The sequence below is a fragment of the Bradyrhizobium sp. genome (assembly GCF_049586575.1).
In the GTDB taxonomy this organism is placed as follows: Bacteria; Pseudomonadota; Alphaproteobacteria; order Rhizobiales; family Xanthobacteraceae; genus Bradyrhizobium.
In genome coordinates this window covers 1-17,651 of sequence record NZ_JBAVCF010000555.1, presented here as the reverse complement: position 1 = coordinate 17,651, position 17,651 = coordinate 1, and the positions used below count along the sequence as shown (strand labels likewise).

The window sequence follows — 17,651 nt, the reverse complement described above, 5'->3', positions numbered from 1 at the left end:
CCGCAATTCCAGACCGGTCCGATCGGGGTCCGCGTCCAGCACGGACCAAAGGTGCCGCCATTGTACTGGCCGCGGTAGAAGCCGGGCCGGCCGACATAGTGCCATTCGCCGTCATAGCCGTAGTAATCAGGGGTCGGGTCGATATACCAGGGGCGCCGGTTCTGGCGCGCCAAGCGTCGCATCGCATTTTTCTGGGCAAAGAGCGGCTGGCTGTTGCTCAGCGGCTGATGATAGCCCGGCAGGAAGCCGTAGCCGTGCCAAACCGGCTTGGGCCGCTTGTGAACGGCTGCCGCTTGCGCCGCTACCGACAGCAGCGACAGAACGACAGCAATTGATAGACACACGATGCGCGACATCGGCGCACCATAGACATCCGGCGGCGGGAAGACCACTCAAATCCGCGCACATAGTTCTTCGTCGAAGCAGCCCTATTTTGAATTGCGGGAAACGGGGTGCGGGCATAGCGTTCGCCCGAAACCGTCCTTCTTCGACAGGAGACGATCCATGAAAACCTACCAGCTTTATATCAACGGCAGCTATGTCGATCCCGCCAACGGCCAGTGGTTCGATTCCATCGATCCGTATCGCGGCGAGCCCTGGGCGAAGATTCCGCGCGGATCGGCCGCCGATGCCGACAGGGCCGTGAAGGCCGCCAAAGAGGCGATGTGGCGCGGTCCCTGGTCGAAGATGACGGCGTCAGCCCGCGGCAAACTGATGCGCAAGCTTGGCGACCTCGTCGCTGCGAACGCCGAGCGGCTCGCCGAGATCGAGGTGCGCGACAACGGCAAGCTGATGGCCGAGATGCTCGGCCAGCTCCGCTACCATCCGGAGTGGTGGTGGTACTTCGGCGGTCTCGTCGACAAGCTCCAGGGCACTCTTGTGCCGATCGACAAGCCGGAGACGTTCGCCTACACGACGCATGAACCCGTCGGCGTGGTCGCGGCACTCACGGCCTGGAATTCGCCGCTGCTGTTCGTCGCCTGGAAATGCGCCGCCGCGCTTGCCGCCGGTTGCGCCGTCATCGTCAAGCCGTCGGAATTTACGTCGGCGAGCACGCTGGAGTTCGCCGCGCTGACCAAAGAGGCCGGCATTCCCGACGGCATCTTCAACGTGGTGACGGGCTTCGGGCCCGAAATCGGCACCGAGTTGATCTCCCATCCCGGCGTCGCCAAGATCACCTTTACCGGATCGGACACGACAGGCGCGAAGGTCTATGAGACCGCCGCGCGCAGCCTCAAGCGGGTATCGCTCGAGCTCGGAGGCAAGTCCCCCAACATCGTGTTCGAGGACGCAGATCTCGCCGCGGCCGCAGCCGGCGCCGTCTCCGGAATCTTCGCCGCCACGGGGCAGACCTGCATCGCCGGATCGCGCCTTCTCGTGCAGAAATCGATCAGGGCCGAGTTTGAGGCGCGTCTCTTGGAACTGGCGCGTTCGGCCAGGATCGGCGATCCGATGAAACCGGATACCAATATCGGACCGATCACGACGCCGGCGCAGTACAAGAAGGTGCTCGATTATATCGAGATTGCCAAGGGTGAGGGGGCGCGCTGCCTGCTCGGCGGCAAGCCGGCCTCGGGCGCGGGCATCGTGGGTGGCCAGTTCGTCGAGCCGACCATTTTCACCGATGTCGACAACACGATGCGGATCGCGCGCGAGGAAGTGTTCGGGCCGGTGCTCTCGATCATCGGCTTCGATACCGAGGAAGACGCCATCCGGATCGCCAACGACACGATCTACGGTCTCGCCGCGGGCATCTGGACGCGCGATCTCGGCCGCGCGGTGCGCGTGCCGAAACTGCTGCGCGCCGGAACGGTCTGGGTGAATACCTACCGCGCCATCAGTTACATGATGCCATTTGGCGGCATGAAACATTCAGGGCTCGGGCGCGAGAGCGGAATCGACGCCGTCCGCGAGTATCTCGAGACAAAGAGCGTTTGGATCTCGACCGCGAAGGACGTTCCCGCCAATCCCTTCGTCATGCGGTGACGTCTTGTCATGCGATGACGTTCTGGCGGCGGACCTTTCACAAGGGCGCCAAGTCCGCTTTGCTTCATCGTCACTCGACGCCGGCGCGCGCGCTTTTCTCGGCCACCGAACGTTTCATGAGCAGCACGACTGGTACGAGCGTGACCGAGGCCAACAGCCGAAAGACTTCGAAATAGGCCAGCCCGGCTGGAAGTCGACCGCCTACGGTTTCGATGCCTGCGCAAGCTGCCACAAGGTCGCGTAATTCATGATAGGGCGCTCGAAAGTGGCGCCGGCTTCGGTAAACTTGCGGCCAAGTTCGAGCATCGGCGCAAACGTGTCCAATTGCTTGGCTGCTGCGAGGTCAGTCCAAAGGCTTACATTGGTCAATGATGACGTTGCTTCATCGGCGCCGGCGTAGAAGGTGAGAAGACCGTTCATTGCTTCTATTCCCGGCCGCAATATCGGATCGGCGTCGACCATCATCGTTCGTAGACGTGCAAACTTGTCGGGCGAGCAGCGAAAGATGGATACGCGGACGACAGGTAAAACCATAGATTGCTCCTGGTGACTTGAGGGTTTCGGCCGGTAGAATTCGATGGCGACGATCTGCGGCTCACGCCGTTGAGCGCATCGGCTTCCGGCGGGTTTTTGGAATTTCGTCGGGTAGGTCGGTAATGCGCCTCTTGCTGGACCAGGGCCGCGTACCGCTCAACGCGCAACAGTCGCTGCAAGCATCGGCGAAACGGTTTTCTTGTCGGATAGACCGATGACATCCTCGGGATTGACCGTTGCCCATTTTATCGAAGCCGATTTTGCCCGGTAGAACTTGACCATGACAGCCTGTACCTCGCGCTCGTTGCCGCGTTTGTCGCGGATCGTGAGCAATCCAGTCAACTGAACGCTCTTCAGCTTTGGGAATTTGTCCAGTGCCGCGGGAACAATCGTCCGCGCTATCGCGCCGAACTCTCTCTTCAAGTCGCCGTGCTTCGCAACGAAGGGATCGAGCCTGAGCTCAACCACGAGGCATTCGTCGGGAAGTGTAACGATCGTCCATGGATGCAAGCCCGGCTCGGTAATGACGCCTTTAGCGAACATCGCGGCGGTTTCCGCCGCAATGGCAGGGCTTGAGAGTAACAGTGCCAGGATCAGAACAATTGCAATGTTCATTTCAACACCAGGCGTTGTCCATGCAGTCCATTCGATCGGCACGAGCGGGTCCGGGCTTTCGCCGACGAGAGACCCTCGACTTTCAAGACCTCCGCCGCAGGGTAGCAGAGCCGGCGTTCTCTGAGCAATTGACATTCGCATTGCGTATTCCAGGCTACAGGGGGGCGAATGTCAAATCCACTCCACTAGTGTCTGCGGCTGATGCCGATCTCGCGTATCAGTTCAACCGGATAAACCGGTTTCGAAAAGAAAGCTACGTGGTCTGGCAACGCACTCGTCAGCGGCTTTCCGGACACGATGATAATGCAAAGCGCCGGATCGGATCGCCGCGCCAGATGAGCAAGCTCGAGGCCCGTCATGTGGCCGACGAGGCTGACGTCGGTAATCAGCACCGCGGGATGCCGGCTCTTGAGAGCAAGTTCGGCCGTTTCGGCATCCTCGCACTGGATGACGTCGTAGTCGGTTTCTTCCAGCATGAACGCAATCATCTCGCGCTGGATCGGGTCATCCTCGACCACCAAAGCAGTCGGCCGATAAGGTTTTGATTGTCCCATCGTCCGTACCTCCGTTTGCCAAAGAGAGTTAAGTCCCGAAGGGCAAAGATTGTTCACGGGCATTGTGATGCGCCACGCAACAGCGAGCTTGCTGTCGGCGTGAACTGTAGCTGAACGTTCGTTCATAATTCTCATGTTGGCCGCAACGTCCGCGTTTGTTAGCCTTTGTGTGTGCCTGAATCAGCAGGCACTTGGGAGGGCGAGAGAATTCAATGAGGACATTTTCGTACGTTCTGGCCGCGTTGGCCGCTATCGCGTTTGCAATGCCGCAAGTCGCGAGCGCAAAAGACAAACCGATGATGCATCACCATACGCATCATCACATGCACCACCACCATCACATGCATCACCACGGCAAGATGTGATCAGAAAATGGCCCCTTCATCGGGGCCATTTTTTTATCCTTCTTTGTCCCTTATTGTCCCTGGGATTGCCGCGCGCAGCGCAGCTTCACGGCGTTCTCGTTGCCGGCATCCTTCGGATTCGCCCGCCTCTTGACGTTTCATCGTTGGTCACGCTGCCACCGGACGCGCTCCAGGTATCGACCGGACCCCAGAGATCAGTCTGGTTCGGCAGGTGAAAGGTGTCGTTGTCCGGGGTTGCTTTTCCGAATGGAGGATCCCTCGGCGAGGGATCATAGGTTTGCGCGATGGCGCCCGTGACAAATGCCGAGCTCAAAGCAACAGCCAAAAGAAACTTCTTCACGATCGCCTCCCTGACTTTCCATCGCCAGCGCCTGGCCGGAAGCTGTCGTCGCATCTCCATTTGAGGAATGTTCCGGAGGCTTCAAGTGGGCATAACTCTTTCGGGCATCGATTATCACGAACTTGGGATAGGCGGCGCTTGGAACGAACGGTGAAGCGGTAGAGCCGAGCGGCTGCGAGCAGCCTGTATCTCCACCAGCTCACCGCATCGCAGGAACACGCGAGCTTTCTTATCCCTCCCCGCTGCTCGCTGATGCTCGCGGGGGAGGGAAAAGGAAGAGGCCTCAAAATGGCGAAGCGGTAAACCCGAGCGGTTGCGTCACGTCGTAGGAAGCCTTGGTGATTGGCACCGCATAGCTGACGTTGAGCGGGCCGAACGGCGAGGCCCACGTCATGCCGACGCCGACGGAAGATCGCAGCACGTTGGCGCTAGCGAGTTGCAGCGATTGGGTCGAGCCGGGAAAAGTCGTCGCCCCGCTGTAGTGGAAGACGCTGCCGGAGTCGACAAAGGCGACCGCCTTGAGGCCATATTCCGACGGCAGGCCCGGAATGTTGCTCTGGAGTTCGGCGGTCGTCGCCCAGTACATGCTGCCGCCGACATTATCCATCGTGGTGCCGGGCGTGAGATCGCGCGGGCCGAAGCCGTTGGGCGCGAAGCCGCGCACCATCGACGGGCCGCCGAAGAAGTTGTCGATCAGCGGCACCTGGCTGCCGCCCCAGCCGGTGATGTAGCCGCCTTGCGCGCGGGCGAGCGCCACCACGTCGTCGTTGAGCGCGTGGTAATAATGGAAATCCTCCGTGGTGCGCAGGAAGCGGACGTCGCCGCCGAGGCCGGCGAGGTCCTGGCGCAGTTGCGAGGAGAAGCCCTCGGTCGGCGCCTTCGGATTATCGACGGTCGAATAGGTCGCGGTGTCGCCGACCGCCGACACCCATTGCGGCCCGGCCGCGGCCGCCTGCTGGACCACGATCGAAGGCGGGGCGGCGAGCGAAGCCGGATCGAGGGTAACGTCCTGCCGCGAGATCGAATAGCGGAACTGCATGTTGAGCTGTTCGGAGATCGGCGTGCCGACCAGCATGGTCGCGCCGTAATTCACCGTGCCGTAGGATTGATATGGACTGGTGTCGGCCTCCTTGGCCATGAGGTCGATGCCGGCCGACGCCCGGTTGCCGAAAAAGCCGGGATCGGTCGCCGAGACATCGAAGCCGCGGGCGTACTGGCCGTAGGTGAAGGTGGAGTTGAGCGCGACGCCCGTGCCGGCGAAACTCCTGTCGCCAAGCTTGATTTCGGCGAGCCAGCCGTCGGTGGTCGAATAGCCGCCGGCGATGTTGAAATCGCCGGTGTCCTTTTCCTGCAGCTCGACGTCGAGAATGACGCGGTCCGATGCCGAGCCGGGCTTGGTCGTGATCTTGACGGTCTTGAAGTAGTCCAGGTTCTTCAGCCGCCGCTCGGCGCGGTCGATCAGCCCCTTGTTGAAGGCATCGCCTTCCGCGACGTCGAACTCGCGGCGGATCACGTAACCGCGCGTGCGGGTGTTGCCGTGGATGTCGATGCGCTCGACATAGGCGCGCGGACCCTGTTCGATCGCAAAGGAGATATTGATGCGGCGGCCGGCGGCATCGCGTAACGTGTGGGCCTGCACCCGGGCAAAGGGATAGCCGAGCTTGGCGAGTTCGGCCGAAAGCTTGTCGGTGCTCTTGTCGAGCCTCGCACCGTCGAACAACGCACCGGATTGCAGCGTCAGCAGACGGCGAAGTTTGTCCGGATCGACACCGTCGACACGGCAGTCGACGGCAATATCGCCGAAACGATAGATCGGGCCCTCGTCGATCGCATAAGTCAGCGTGAATCCCCTTGCGCCGGGATCGTATTCGGCGTTGACCCGGGGCACGTTGACGTCGGCATAGCCCTTGCTTCGATAGTAATTGCGCAACAGCTCGCGATCGGCGTTGACGATGTCGGGATCGTAGACGTCGCCGCCGGTCAGGAAGCTCAGCACATTGCTGGCGGAGGTCTTGATGACGGCGGCGAGTTGCCGCTTGCCGAACGCGGTATTGCCGGTGAAGTTGATTTGCCTGACCGGCGTCTTGGCGCCTTCGGTCACTTCAAAGACGAGATCGACGCGGTCGCTGCCGCGGTCGATGATGACGGGCTTCACGCTGACATCGTCGCGGCCGACATGCTTGTAGGCCTCGATGATGTGGTTGACGTCGGCCTGTACGGCTGAACGTTGCAGGCTGCCGCGCGGCTTGGATTCGATCCCCGTCGTCAGGTCGCTGTCCTTGACGCGCTTGTTGCCCTCGAAGGTGACCTTGTCGAGCACCGGCGCCTCATGCAGATGCACGACCAGTTTCCCGCCGTCGCGATCGACCGAAACCGTGTCGAACAGATGCGTGGCGATCAGCGCCTTCAGCGCCGCATCGCGCGCGGCTTCATCGAAGCGGCCGTCTGGCGAGGGGTGGAAATAAGAGCGGATGGTCGCGGCATCGACGCGCTTGTTACCTTCGACGGTGATCTGCGCACGGGCTCTTTCCTCGAAATCGCTGGTCTTGTTGTCACCGGCGGCCCGAGAAGACGCTGCACCCAGTGCCAAGCCCGCCATAAGGCCAAACACAAGGCCCAACGCCGTCCACGGTCTCGTTACGCTTGTCACGCCTGAACTCGAATCCCACGCGCCCTTTGCCAGGCTTCCATGGAAGTTTGCGGGGTGGGCGAAACAATGTCGGCGGCGGGGAGAGATGATGCCTTAAACGTTAACGGCTGCCACAATTTCGACGCGAGCTGTGACATGCCATCCAGAAAATGTCCTTATGCCGGCCCAAATGTTTTCTAGGTCGTTGCCTAAGAGCATCACTGGCGGCATCGAAAGATGCAGCCCGCGGGCGCTTCGAGGAGCATCACATGCGTTGCGTAGCCTTCGTCCTTGCTTTCCTGCTGACCATCCAGCCGACATTTGCCGTGTCCACGCCGGACGTCGATCCGCGGGCTTCGCTCGGCGTCGTGCAGCAGTGGATCTACAACTATCGCGCCAGGCCGGACTATGGGCACATCCCCGCGGCGGTGCGCGTGCTGTTTCACGCCCAGACCTTCAAGGAGCCGGAGAATGCCGGCATCTATCTGGGCTTCATTGCGGGCGCGATCGCATCCAACCCGGCGAAGGCCGAGGCGCTCGTCAACAGTTTCTTTCCGGTGCCGGCGGAAGACGAATGGGTGATCGTGCGCGCGATCGCGTTTTCAGGCGTGCCCGACTGGCGCAATCTGTTGCGAAAGGTGGCGCCGAAAATGCCGGGACGGCAGGTGATGATCGATGCCTACCTTGCCGGCAGTCTGCCGACGCTGACCGACATTCCGCTGGAGGAAAACCAGCCGGGCATGATGGACAAGGTCAAGGGCGTGTTCACCAAGAACCCGTTCGCCAAGGACGACAAGAAGATGAAGATGCAGCAGACCTTCGCCGGCAACCAGGATCTGCTCGATACGCTGTGGGGCTATTATTTCGCAACCGGCTCGTACCGGCCGATCCTGCGCATCATGGCGATGCTGCCCTGGAGCAAGAGCCGCGACACCGTCGACAAGCTCACCGTGGGCAGCATGGCGCGTTACACGCTCGCGAGCTACGCGGTGCGCGATACCAATTTGCGCGAATATCTCCGCAGCGAACTCAAGGTGCAGAGCGACGCGGTGAAGGTGCCGCTGACCGAAGTGGTGGAAGCGGCCGATACCGTGCAGCTTGGCGCGGTGCGCAAGGACGCGCTGGCAGCCGTCGATGAACTGAAGGCGAAAGGCTCCGACTCACGCCGCAATCTGGACTTCTGGGGCCAGGTCGGCGTCGGCGCGGTCGCGCTCGGCTGCGTCTCGGCGGCAGCGCTGGGCGCCATCGCGGTCGGAATCCCCTGCGTGATCGGTGGCTCCGCCGGCCAGGGGCTGTTGTCGTTCTGGGAGAAGCAGCAGCAGTAACGGCCGCACTTCAGCCTTCGTCATTTCCGGGAAGGACAACTGACGTCATTCCGGGGCGCGCTGTAGCGCGAATTATGGTGCGCTATTGCGCACCTGAGAATCCATTTCTTCGAGCATTCGAGCGGCGCCATGGATTCCGGGTCTGCGCCTTACGGCGCATCCCGGAATGACGAAGGAGCGGAGCTTGCGCGCGCCTAGGCCGGTGACGCCAGCGGCTTTCCCTTCTCGACAATGTAGGTCGAGATGATGTGGCTCTTCTTGTCGCCGTTCTTGCCGCCGGCATGCGGCGTGTTCGGCGGGATCACCACGCCATCGCCGGGCTTGAACGCTCTCGTCGGCTGGCCCTCGATCGGCAGGTCGAAGCCGCCGTCCAGCATGTAGGCGCTTTCGATGCCGGGATGGGTGTGGCGGCCGATCATCACGCCGGGTTCGATTTCAATATCGACAACCAATGTGGTGTAGCCCGGCGTCGGACCGTCGGTCTGCGACAGGATCTTCCGCTTTACGCCCGGGGTGCCGTTGGTCGCGGGCGGCGGTGTCTGGGCGGAGGCGTCGGTGGCGATGAAGCCGGTGAGGGAACAGAGCGCGCAGGACGCAACGCTGGCAAAGTCTCGGCGTGAGAGCATGGTGACCTCCCTTTTGACCGGCTTTTTCGCGAGGCCGGTTCGACCGGAAAAATTGCCCGAGGGAAGGAGCCTTGGCAAGGCGCTTCGGCGATTTTAATCACCGCAACCGGGCCTTGTAGTCTTGGCTTCATCCGCCCCACATAGGGTAGCCTTTCCGGGAAGAATTGAGGCTGCAAAGCGCGAGGAGCGTCCCATGGGATTCATTTCAATTCTGATTTTTCTCGTCATCATTTATGCTTTCGTCTCGATCCGGGTGCTCAAGCAATATGAACGCGGCGTGGTGTTCCTTCTCGGCAGGTTCGGAGGCGTGCGCGGCCCCGGCCTGACGCTGATCTTTGTGCCGTTCCAGACCATGACGCGGGTGTCGCTGCGCACCGTCACGATGCAGATCCCCTCGCAGAAGATCATCACCAAGGACAACGTCTCGATCGATATTGCTGCCGTCGCCTACTATCACGTCACCGATCCGGAGAAGGCGGTGATTGCGATCGAGAATGTCTATAACGCGATCAACCAGATCAGCCAGACCACGGTGCGCAACGTGGTCGGGCGCTTCAGCCTCGATCAACTGCTGTCGGACACCGCGAGCATCAACGAGCAGATCAAGAACGTCATCGACCTCCATACCGAGCCGTGGGGCGCGCAGGTGACCGCGGTCGAGATCAAGGACATCACGCTGCCGGACAACATGCAGCGCGCGATGGCCAAGGAAGCCGAGGCCGAGCGCGAGCGCCGCGCCAAGATCGTCGCCGCCGAGGGCGAATACCAGGCGGCGGTGAAGCTGGGCGAGGCGGCCGACATCATTACGCAACACCCCGTCGCGCTTCAGCTCCGCACCTTGCAGACCATGGCGGAAATCGCCACCGAGAAGAACTCGACCATCATTTTCCCGGCGCAGTTCATGACCACGGTGCAGGAAGCGCTGACGATGCTGGGGAAGGATTCGGCGACGAAGTAGGGCAGGCTGAGCCGGGTCAAGAAAGAACGGATTCGATATTCCAAAGGGTAGGCTGCGGGGATCGCCGGCCGTTCCCGGCGATGACGTCACGACACTTCGCGCTCCCTATCTTCTCGTGGCGATTTCTTGGCATTCGCGGTGACGACAAAACGCAGACCACGCTCGAACGGCTCAGCGCCTTGACTGAAAAAATCCGCGACCTCGAAGACGAAGCCGAATTGCGCAAGATCGAGGATGAGATCGACGCCATGCTTCGCGCGCGCCTGACCAGATCCGTTGACGATGAGGGCGGGACGGAAGCGCTGGCGATGATCGCGGTGGCGCAGCGGCTCGACAACCTCGTTCATCATCGCCGTGTGGTGCTGTCGGCGCGAACGAGTGGCGTGGGATAGCAACGGTAGGAGGAATTTATCCCGCTCCGGCGATGACATTTGCCAGCCGCACACAGGGCCGATGTGCTATCATGGGTTGCGACCGATGCGAATTTTGTCGGACCACGACGCTCAACCAGGCGGGTGTTCAGATGATCACAATTCCGGAATTGGTAGCGCAGGCTCTGGGATCGTTCCTGACTTCGGACACCAGGAGCCGGTTTGGTACTTCACATGCCCGCTTGGCCGAAGTTGTCCCCTTCGCAGCCCGGCTGACTCTTGATTGCATCGGCAACAGCGACGCCCTGTATCACAACATCGAGCACTCGATGCTCGTTACCCTTGCCGGACACGACATCCTGATGGGGCGGCAGTTGTTGCGGGCGACGACCGCGGACGACTATGCCAATTTCATATTGGCGTGCCTTGCCCATGACATCGGATACGTTCGCGGGATTTTGCAGGGCGATGAAAACGAGTCCTATGTCGCGGATCTCAGTGGCCGCACAATACGTCTGCCGCGAGGGTCGTCCGATGCCGCGCTCGCGCCCTATCACGTGGACCGGTCAAAGCTGTTTGTCTCCGAGCGCCTCGACGGAACCGAAGAGGTGGACGCCCGCCGAATTGCCCGGGCCATCGAATATACGCGCTTTCCATATGCACCGTCTTCGAACGAGGACGACCTGAACGAAGAGGAGGGCTTGTTGCTGCGAGCTGCCGATCTCATCGGTCAACTCGGTGATCCCAATTACCTGAAAAAGGCAAATGCACTGTTCTACGAATTTGACGAAATCGGCATGAACAAAAAGCTTGGCTACGAAACGCCTGCTGACGTCGTCTACAAGTATCCGCAGTTCTACTGGAACAATGTCGCGCCACAGATTCAAGTGGCGATACGCTACCTCAATGTCACGTCGAGCGGACGCCAATGGATCGCGAATCTCTACGCTAATGTTTTCCGCGCAGAGCGTGAGCTGAACCTGTCGGGTCCGCAACCGTGATCACGTGATGGTAGGGGTTTTTCCTGATCCCTCTCCCCGCAGGGGCCGCAGGGGGGAGGAATCAAGACAGCGGCTTCGATGCTTCCGTCACAGGCTTACCCACAAACCACACCAGCAATAGCCCTGCCACCGCGACCACCGATAGCAGCATCCATGCCTCGTTGACCGACATCGCAAACGCCGCGCGCTCCACCATCGGCCGCACGTAAGCCTCGATTGCCGCCTGCGTCACGTCGGGCGGCGGATGCTGGAAGAGCTGGACGTCAAGGCCGATCGCCTTCGCGGCCGACACATCGCCGGCAAGCAGGCGGTCGCGCAGCGCCTCGCCGTGACCGACGGTGCGGCCATAGAGAACGGTGTCGATCGCGGCGATGCCGATGGCGCCGCCGAGATTGCGCATCAGGTTGAATAGTCCGCTCGCATCCGGCACCTGCGGTGGTGTCAAAGCGCCGAGCGCCAGCCGCGTCGGCGGCAGCAGACAGAACATGATGGCGATGCCGCGCAGAACTTGCGGCCAGAACATCTCGTCAAAATCCGCGACGCGGCTCTGGAAGGCGCTGAGCCCCAGGCCAATTGCAAACAGCGCAAAGCCGCAGGCTGAGAGTTTGCGCGGGTCGAGCCGGCTTTCGAAAAATCCCGCGACCGGCGCGGCGGCGAGTTGCGCCACGCCCGTCACCAGCATGATGGTGCCGATCTCGAAGGCGTCGTGGCGGCGGACATAGGCGAGAAATACCGGCATCAGATACACCGAGCCGAATAGTCCGACGCCGAGGCAGAAGCTCAAGGCGCAGCCGACCGCGAACGCTCTCGCGCGCAGCGTGGTCAGTTCGACGACGGGGTGGGCGGCCTTGACCGACCGCGTCACGAAGATCGCGCCGCTGGCAAGGCTCGCCGCAAACAGCATCAGCGGGCGAAGAGCCAGCCAGCCGTCCTGCGGGGCCTGTTTGAGGCCGATCTCGAGTGTCGCAAGCGCCATCGCCATCAGCAATAACGAGAGGCGATCGAGATTCTTGAATTCCGCGAAGTTGACCTTGTCCTGCCGCAACAGGAAAGGCGTGGCGGCTGCCGCCAATAATCCGGGCGCGACGTTGATCAAAAACAGCCAATGCCAGGACCAGGTGTCGGTGATCCAGCCGCCGACCACGGGGCCGACGGTCGGCGCCAGCACCGCGACAATCCCGGCAAGCGTCGTCGCCGCCGGATGCAGGCGCAGCGGAAACAGCAGGAAGACGGCGGAGAATACCGCCGGGATCAGCGCGCCACCGGCAAAGCCTTGCACCACGCGGCAGGAAATCAGCGATGCGAAATTGTCCGAGAAGGCGCAGCCGATGGAGGCGGCGGTGAACAGGCCGATCGCGGCAACGAACAGCCAGCGCAGGGTCAGGACGCGCGTCAGCCAGCCGGTCAGCGGGATCGCGATGATCTCGGCGATCAGATAGGCGGTCTGGATCCAGCTCATCGCATCGCGCGAGATACCGAGCGCCTGCTGAATCGCGGGCAGGGAAGTAGCAACCACCTGGATGTCGAGGATCGCCATGAACATGCCGAGGCACATCAGGATGAAGCCGAGCCAGGTTCGGACGCCCGCGTTGTCCGGCAAGATAACGGCCTCGCCGATGCGGATGTTTGCCACTTCGCTCATGCCGGCGTTTCCGGCGCGGCGGTCGTGCGCGCGGTATCAAGCGCGCGGTCTTCGGCGCGGATGCGAACGAAAAGGATGCCCGCGTTGAGCAGCGTGAAGATCGCCGCAATCCAGGGCAGGCCGAGCGTCAGCGGCAGCAGCGCGATCTCGCCGGCCACAACCGCATAATTGGGATGGCGCAAATAGCGGTAGGGGCCACCCGCCACCAGCGGCGCGTTCGGCAGCACAATGATGCGCGTCGTCCAGCGCTCACCCAGCGTCGCCATCACCCAGATGCGCAAACCCTGAAGCGCGAGATAAAGGGCGAGAGCAGTCAAGTTGACCGGCTGGTCGTGTCCGAACACCCAGAGCGAAATCAGCCAGGTGGCGTGAACGGCGACCATCAGGGGATAATGCCCGGGCGCCACTTCGATGGCGCCGCGCGCCATCAGCGTGCGCGTGTGGCTGCGGGAAAGGATCAGTTCGGCGCCGCGCTGGGCCGTCACGAGCGCGAGCATGATTTCAGCCAGAGTCACGCCGCGTGACGTAGTGAAACGCAACTGGCGGTGAAGCCGGGGCCGAGCGCGGTCAGCAGCGAGCGCGGCGGCAGTCCCTTCGCCCGTGCGCGTTCGAGGATGAACAGCACAGTCGGCGCCGACATGTTGCCGTGATCGGCGATCACCTGCCGCTCATGCTCCAGCGTGCCCTGATCGAGCGACAGCGCGGTTTCGATCGCGTCGACGACCTTGGCGCCGCCGGGATGGCAAATGAACTTGTCGATGTCGGCGAGCTTCAATTTCATCCGGCCGAGCACCTGCGTCAGCGCGGGCTTGAGTTCGGTCGTGACGAATTCCGGTATGGTGCGGCGAAGGATCACGCCAAAGCCCAAGGGATCCACATTCCAGCCCATCACCTCAAGGGTGTCCGGCCAAAGATGTTCGCCGGCAGCCTCGATCAGCGTCTCGCCGCCATCGCCCGCGCGCAGCACGAGCGCGGCGGCGCCGTCGGCGAACAGGCTGGTGGCGATGATATTGGCCTTGGTGAGTTCGTCGAGCCGAAGCGCGAGCGAGCAGAGTTCGACCGTCACCAGCAGGATGTTGGTGCCGGGCCGCGCCTGGGCGAGGCGCGAGGCGATCGAAAGGCCCGAGGTGCCGCCGGCGCAGCCGAGCCCGAACACCGGCACGCGCGAGATGTCGGAACGAAAACCCATGCGGCGGGCGACGCGCGCATCGAGGCTCGGGGTCGCAATCCCGGTCGAGCAGACCGTGACGACGGTATCGACTTCGGCGGCCCTGAGATTGGCGATGGCCAGCGCCTTGGTCGCGGCATCGACGAACAACGCTTCGGCGCCTTCGAGGAAAGCCGCGGTGCGCTCGGGCCAGCCGCGCTGCGTCAGGTACCAGTCGAACGGCTTGACGCCGTGACGCTTGATGATTCCGGTGTTGGTGAAAATGCTGGCGAAGCGTTCATAGTCGGGAAAACGGCTGCCGAACACGCCCCACGCGGCGTTCATCACGTCCTTTTGCAGGAAGATGTGGGGAGGGACCGAGGTCGCCAGGGAGAGCAGGGCAGCCGATTGCATGAACAGATCTTCCGTGTCGTTTTTCCATTATGATGGGAACAGCGGCGAGAAGGCTTTATTTCGCACGCTTCCGGCAAAACTGTCACTTAAAGGTGATTTTTTGCCTTCCCTCGCTTTCGATTGCCGGCGCGGACAGCAGCAACAACGCGTGGACGTCGGCGGTGGCAGATAGAGTCTCTTTGAGGGCGAACGGTGTCGGTGCATTGCCGGTTGAGGGATCGGAAGGCCGCGTCAAATTCCGGGAAGCCATCAGAAATCCTTCTAAACTGTTCTGATCGATCCATTGCGCCAGGCGTTTCGCAATATGCAGAGAGCGCAAGTTGTCGCGGACATTGTTGAATTAAGCCAGAGGTTGATCTCCATTACCTCCGCTTATCTCCGACGAAGCTTTTTATATGACTGGTATATTCCGACTCAGCCTTGCCCGGGCGGTTGTTCCTTGGCATACTTTCCACTGGAGCGCGGGTCTGCTTGGCTCCTGCCGCCTCACATTCCCGAAAAAAGGCGCGAGATGAAAAACCGCCCATCTGTTTCGGAAGTCAGCGCCAAGCTCGGGTACCCCTCGAGCGAAACCGCGCAGGGTTTGCGGCTGTGGAAGGCCTTTATCAAGCTCTCGCCGTCGCAGCGCGCGGAGGTGCTTGCCTGGATCGAGCAACTCGCCACCGATCCCGCACCCGTGCCGGGCGGCATGAACGGCCGCTTCACGACCCGCTGACGAAAATCTTTTAACTGGCAAGCTTTTAAGCTTGAAACAATCGCTGCGCGAGCGGCAGCCTCCACGGGAGACGGGCTTCACGACGGCTTTCGAAGCGATGCTGTAGCGCGCCTCGATGTGCCGAGGCTTTTCAAGAGGCTGCGCCGGGATTTGCGTCAAGAAAAAGAGACAGCTTTGAAGGCGGCCTCTTTCTTGCGCTTGAGAACTTGTCGGCTTCGAGAACTTGTCGTTCGAACCAGAACCAGTCGGCGTGCGCCCGGCGCCAGTGCGCGCTGCGCTGTTCGTTGCGGCCGATCGGGATGCCGAAACGAACGCAGGCTTTCCGGTCGCCCTTTCATGGGTTCTCCTGTTCGAATATGACGCCCCGCGTGATGAGGCTTGGATTGCGAAATCTGAATGCAATCTGAACCTTGCGAGAGGCACGCTGGCACCCCCCGGGGACGTCTCTGTGACCGCCGCCCCGTCGCGCCCAGGATGAAAGGCTTTGCTCGCGCATTCGCCTCCGCTGCCGAACTATGCTAGTTCGGGGGAAGGGCCAATCGAACGGAAGGGATGTCGCCAATGTCCGAACCGAAACTGGAAGTGCCGGCCGAGTTGCGCGATTTGGCCGAAAAGACCATCGACCAGGCCGAACGGGCGTTTGGCATGTTTTTTGACGCCGCCAATAAATCCGTAGCCACGATTTCGAGCCCGGGAACGGAAATATCGAAACAGGCGCTGGCCTTCACCGAGCAGAACATGAAGGCGGCGTTTGAACATGCGCGCAAGCTCGTGCACGCCACCGACCTTCAGCAGGCCATGCAGATCCAGTCGGAGTTCTTGCGCAGCCAGTTCACCAATGCCGGTGAGCATATGCGGCAAATGACCGGCGATGTGATGTCGGCCGCGAAAGACTCGATCAAACCGAAATTCTGAGGCGCGTTTTGCGCAGGAATTTCCGCGACTTGAAATCAGGCTTCGAAGTTTTCAAATCGTGAAACCTTCAAGCAAGGTTCCGCGCAAATGCGTCCGTACTGGCGGTTGTCCAGTTTCCGCGTCGAACGAGAAACGAATAGCGGGGCGGGAACTCGCCCGCAAATTGAATCGCGTAATGGTTTTCCGGACAGCTTGGCCGCAGATGCGAATTCCGTCCAAAGGAACTCAGGTTCCAGGCACGGATAGCTATGGATAGGGCGCGGGCCCGAGCTTGGCGATCAGCGGACTGTCGGTCGGAACCGGCGACAGATCGCTGGTGGAGGTACTGCCAAGGAACTTGTCCAGCGTCGCCTCGATCTTTTCCTTCGCTTCGTCCGGACCACGGTCGCTCAGCCAGGTATGCTGAAACGGCGTCTTCACGATGTCGATGCCCTCGGCCTTGGCCTCTTCCGGTGTCGGCAGCACGCCGGGATCGGTCTTGAAGTTCGGGTCGCTCGAGCGGAACGACAGGATCTTCATCTTATGGTGGAGCACGAAGGGAACGCGCAGGTTGTCGAGCGTGATGACCTTCGACACCAGTTCGGGATGCTCCTTTGCGGTGTACATCGCGATATCGCCGCCGTTGGAATGCCCGACCAGGGTCAGGTGATCGTAGTTGGCATGCGGCTGTATCTTCTTCAGCTGTCCGACGACAAAGAGGATGTTGGCCTCGCCGCGCTTGTAGACGTCGAGGCGGCCGACATAGGGCAAGCCTACTTTCGTGACCAGCGGCGGGTCGGTCGGGAGGTCCTGCTCGATGCTCGCTACGAGATATCCGCGCGCCGCCAGCACGTTTTCCAGGAAGGAGTATTCGGTATTCTTCACCGTATTGCCGTTAGAGATCAGCGCGACCGGCAGTTTCCAGTAGCCGTCATCGGCCTTCATCTCATAGTCGCGGCGCACCGCAACATCGACCGACACCGCGCGCTGCCGCGTGGCGTCGAACAAATTGAGCGTTTCATGCCGAATGGCCCATTTGCTGATGGCGACGTAGATGCCGCCCGACAAGATGCAAATGCTGGCCAACACCGCCAGGGCCCGTTTCATCATTTCCGTCCCGATCAAATCTTCTTTTGGAAAGATAACATCTAAACGCCGCAACCTGCGGTTCCGAGCCACCACGCGGGCGAATTAATTTTCGGAAAGCTGCGATCTTTTTGCCTTGCAACATGGACCCTTGATGCTTCCGGGACCAAATCCCGGCTCCAACCCTTGGTTGCCCCCGCGTCCTCGGAGGTTCCGGGGTTTTGGCTGAAATCTCCAGGATCCTAGGTGGTCAACTGCGGCGTATTGCTCCAGACTATTCGCACGCAGCCACTCGCGAAGATCGCTCATGCCGTCATTTTCCTAGCCCCGAAGCAGGCAACCTTGGCACATTTCCGGGGCTTTGGGAGCGCGGGATTTCGGACAATAGTTGGCGCTTAAGCCCGCGCCGCCCTCTGCTTGATCATCGCGACCACGGCGTCGATCACGGC

Annotated in this window: 19 protein-coding genes; 8 read left to right on the top strand and 11 right to left on the bottom strand. The window is 61.3% G+C overall.

Translation table 11 applies throughout. The features are described from left to right. On the bottom strand, positions 1–356 hold a 356-nt coding region (locus tag WB528_RS21035), incomplete at its 3' end, for a hypothetical protein (protein WP_423890341.1). 148 nt (positions 357–504) lie between these two features. Between WB528_RS21035 and WB528_RS21030 the strand changes: the two genes are divergently transcribed. Continuing rightward, positions 505–1,986, top strand: coding sequence for an aldehyde dehydrogenase (locus WB528_RS21030; protein WP_423890339.1), 1,482 nt, complete (start codon positions 505–507; stop codon positions 1,984–1,986). A 201-nt stretch (positions 1,987–2,187) separates the two neighbouring features. On the opposite strand, the gene WB528_RS21025 is transcribed toward WB528_RS21030, so the two are convergent. From WB528_RS21025 to WB528_RS21015, 3 genes are all read right to left on the bottom strand, one after another. Then, the gene (locus WB528_RS21025) at positions 2,188–2,406 is read right to left on the bottom strand and encodes a hypothetical protein (protein WP_423890338.1); all 219 of its coding nucleotides are present in this window, start codon (positions 2,404–2,406) and stop codon (positions 2,188–2,190) included. Positions 2,407–2,676: 270 nt separating this feature from the next. Beyond that, complete coding sequence (locus WB528_RS21020) at positions 2,677–3,177, bottom strand: hypothetical protein (protein WP_423890337.1); 501 nt, start codon at positions 3,175–3,177, stop codon at positions 2,677–2,679. 143 nt (positions 3,178–3,320) lie between these two features. Beyond that, entirely contained in the window at positions 3,321–3,689 is a 369-nt protein-coding gene (locus WB528_RS21015; RefSeq protein ID WP_423890336.1) for a response regulator, read from the bottom strand. 212 nt (positions 3,690–3,901) lie between these two features. Here WB528_RS21015 and WB528_RS21010 point away from each other — a divergent pair, with 212 nt between their 5' ends. Continuing rightward, the gene (locus tag WB528_RS21010; protein ID WP_423890335.1) at positions 3,902–4,054 is read left to right on the top strand and encodes a hypothetical protein; all 153 of its coding nucleotides are present in this window, start codon (positions 3,902–3,904) and stop codon (positions 4,052–4,054) included. A gap of 623 nt (positions 4,055–4,677) precedes the next feature. Here WB528_RS21010 and bamA read toward each other — a convergent pair. Further along, on the bottom strand, positions 4,678–7,044 hold the full coding sequence (bamA, locus tag WB528_RS21005; RefSeq protein WP_423890334.1) for an outer membrane protein assembly factor BamA: 2,367 nt from the start codon (positions 7,042–7,044) through the stop codon (positions 4,678–4,680). A gap of 248 nt (positions 7,045–7,292) precedes the next feature. Between bamA and WB528_RS21000 the strand changes: the two genes are divergently transcribed. Next, the gene (locus WB528_RS21000) at positions 7,293–8,348 is read left to right on the top strand and encodes a hypothetical protein (protein ID WP_423890333.1); all 1,056 of its coding nucleotides are present in this window, start codon (positions 7,293–7,295) and stop codon (positions 8,346–8,348) included. A gap of 194 nt (positions 8,349–8,542) precedes the next feature. Here the strand turns inward: WB528_RS21000 and WB528_RS20995 are convergent, their stop codons facing one another. Then, complete coding sequence (locus tag WB528_RS20995) at positions 8,543–8,974, bottom strand: cupin domain-containing protein (RefSeq protein ID WP_423890332.1); 432 nt, start codon at positions 8,972–8,974, stop codon at positions 8,543–8,545. 193 nt (positions 8,975–9,167) lie between these two features. On the opposite strand from WB528_RS20995, the gene WB528_RS20990 reads away from it, so the two are divergent. The 3 genes from WB528_RS20990 to WB528_RS20980 all read left to right on the top strand — a co-directional run bounded on the left by WB528_RS20990 (position 9,168) and on the right by WB528_RS20980 (position 11,304). Beyond that, positions 9,168–9,932 carry an SPFH domain-containing protein gene (locus WB528_RS20990; protein WP_423890331.1) on the top strand — a complete coding sequence of 255 codons (765 nt, stop codon included), beginning with the start codon at positions 9,168–9,170 and terminating at the stop codon, positions 9,930–9,932. A gap of 80 nt (positions 9,933–10,012) precedes the next feature. After that, a complete protein-coding gene (locus WB528_RS20985; RefSeq protein WP_423890330.1) occupies positions 10,013–10,324 on the top strand; it encodes a hypothetical protein in 312 nt (103 codons plus the stop codon). 131 nt (positions 10,325–10,455) lie between these two features. Further along, on the top strand, positions 10,456–11,304 hold the full coding sequence (locus WB528_RS20980; protein ID WP_423890340.1) for a metal-dependent phosphohydrolase: 849 nt from the start codon (positions 10,456–10,458) through the stop codon (positions 11,302–11,304). Positions 11,305–11,365: 61 nt separating this feature from the next. Here WB528_RS20980 and WB528_RS20975 read toward each other — a convergent pair whose 3' ends face one another. The 4 genes from WB528_RS20975 to WB528_RS20960 form a co-directional block, all read right to left on the bottom strand. Continuing rightward, positions 11,366–12,946 carry a DHA2 family efflux MFS transporter permease subunit gene (locus WB528_RS20975; protein WP_423890329.1) on the bottom strand — a complete coding sequence of 527 codons (1,581 nt, stop codon included), beginning with the start codon at positions 12,944–12,946 and terminating at the stop codon, positions 11,366–11,368. After that, positions 12,943–13,443 carry an isoprenylcysteine carboxyl methyltransferase family protein gene (locus WB528_RS20970; RefSeq protein WP_423890328.1) on the bottom strand — a complete coding sequence of 167 codons (501 nt, stop codon included), beginning with the start codon at positions 13,441–13,443 and terminating at the stop codon, positions 12,943–12,945. The genes WB528_RS20975 and WB528_RS20970 overlap by 4 nt, the downstream gene beginning before the upstream one ends. A 14-nt stretch (positions 13,444–13,457) precedes the next feature. After that, positions 13,458–14,507 (bottom strand): type III polyketide synthase, encoded by a 1,050-nt coding sequence (locus WB528_RS20965; RefSeq protein ID WP_423890327.1) that lies wholly within the window; start codon positions 14,505–14,507, stop codon positions 13,458–13,460. 82 nt (positions 14,508–14,589) lie between these two features. Then, a complete protein-coding gene (locus WB528_RS20960; protein WP_423890326.1) occupies positions 14,590–14,826 on the bottom strand; it encodes a hypothetical protein in 237 nt (78 codons plus the stop codon). Positions 14,827–15,018: 192 nt separating this feature from the next. Between WB528_RS20960 and WB528_RS20955 the strand changes: the two genes are divergently transcribed. Together WB528_RS20955 and WB528_RS20950 are read left to right on the top strand one after the other, a co-directional pair. Further along, the gene (locus WB528_RS20955) at positions 15,019–15,222 is read left to right on the top strand and encodes a hypothetical protein (protein ID WP_423890325.1); all 204 of its coding nucleotides are present in this window, start codon (positions 15,019–15,021) and stop codon (positions 15,220–15,222) included. 561 nt (positions 15,223–15,783) lie between these two features. Continuing rightward, the gene (locus WB528_RS20950; protein ID WP_423890324.1) at positions 15,784–16,137 is read left to right on the top strand and encodes a phasin; all 354 of its coding nucleotides are present in this window, start codon (positions 15,784–15,786) and stop codon (positions 16,135–16,137) included. A gap of 246 nt (positions 16,138–16,383) precedes the next feature. Here WB528_RS20950 and WB528_RS20945 read toward each other — a convergent pair whose 3' ends face one another. Beyond that, on the bottom strand, positions 16,384–17,223 hold the full coding sequence (locus WB528_RS20945; RefSeq protein WP_423890323.1) for an alpha/beta fold hydrolase: 840 nt from the start codon (positions 17,221–17,223) through the stop codon (positions 16,384–16,386). Positions 17,224–17,651: the final 428 nt, after the last annotated feature.